This is a genomic window from Shewanella sp. ECSMB14101, assembly GCF_000773485.1.
GTDB classification, from domain to species: Bacteria; Pseudomonadota; Gammaproteobacteria; order Enterobacterales; family Shewanellaceae; genus Shewanella; species Shewanella marisflavi.
The window spans coordinates 1-973 of sequence record NZ_JSFF01000052.1 but is presented as its reverse complement, the minus strand read 5'-3'; the positions used below and the strand labels follow the sequence as shown (position 1 = coordinate 973).

At 11.5% G+C, this 973-nt stretch carries 1 protein-coding gene; it reads right to left on the bottom strand.

Translation table 11 applies throughout. From position 1 onward, the window contains the following. Positions 1 to 734 precede the first annotated feature (734 nt). Complete coding sequence (locus NY07_RS19925; protein WP_152608470.1) at positions 735 to 932, bottom strand: hypothetical protein; 198 nt, start codon at positions 930 to 932, stop codon at positions 735 to 737. Between the last annotated feature and the right edge of the window lie 41 nt (positions 933 to 973).

The window sequence follows — 973 nt, the reverse complement described above, 5'->3', positions numbered from 1 at the left end:
ATAAATAATATTTTGTTAAAAATTAAAATAATAAATTTAAAAAAAAAAATTATTTTATAACATTATATTTTTTTTAAACGGTTTTTTCCCATTAATTCTACTAATAAAATTATTATAACCAAAATTAAATTATATATTTTAAAAAAATTTAAACTTTTATAATTTAAATAAATAATTTAAAATAATTATAATTAATTTAAAATCTTTTTTAATTTAAATAATTAAAAGTTTTTTATTTTAGCTTAACTAAAATTTATATTTATATAACTAGAAAAAATAACTCTTAATATAACATTAATAAATTTATTTTTATTCAATATTTTTAAATAATATTTATTTCTTTATTTTTCGAGATTTATAAAAATAAATAATTAAAATTTTTAACTTTTCCTTATACAAAAGGTATATCTAATAAAAATGTTTTTATTTTTATTTAATATGTATATTTTTACAATATATATATAATTTTTTATTCTGTTAAAAGAAATTTTCATTTTCTTTAAAAAGTCAAATTTACAGAATTTTCATTTTTTTCCTTTAAGTTCTAAACTTAATATAAATAAATATACTTTATGAAAATTTTTTAAGATAATTAATTAAATTGTCAATTTAATTTTTCTTAACCAGTTTATCTTGAATAATTTTAAAAGGAAAAATATTTTCGACTTTTTGTTAACAACAAAATGCTTAAAGCTTCTTTTAAAAATTATGAATCAATCTAAAGTTAAATTTTTTCATTCAAAAAATATAATTAAAATTAAGGTAACTATAAATAAACTTATTATTATTAAAAAGTTTAAATTTAAAAAAATTATTATTCTGATAAAAAAAATTTCTAAATCTAAAATAAGAAATAAAATTAAATATATAAATCTATATATAGAGAAAAAAAATCGTGAGTATGTTATATTTATATACCCACACTCATACATAGAACTAAATGAAAAATTTATGTTTATATTATTTTTATTAA

What these genes read in the sequence shown, in the direction of transcription:
- NY07_RS19925 (WP_152608470.1), bottom strand. Translation starts at nt 932, where the DNA reads ATGTATGAGTGTGGGTATATAAATATAACATACTCACGATTTTTTTTC.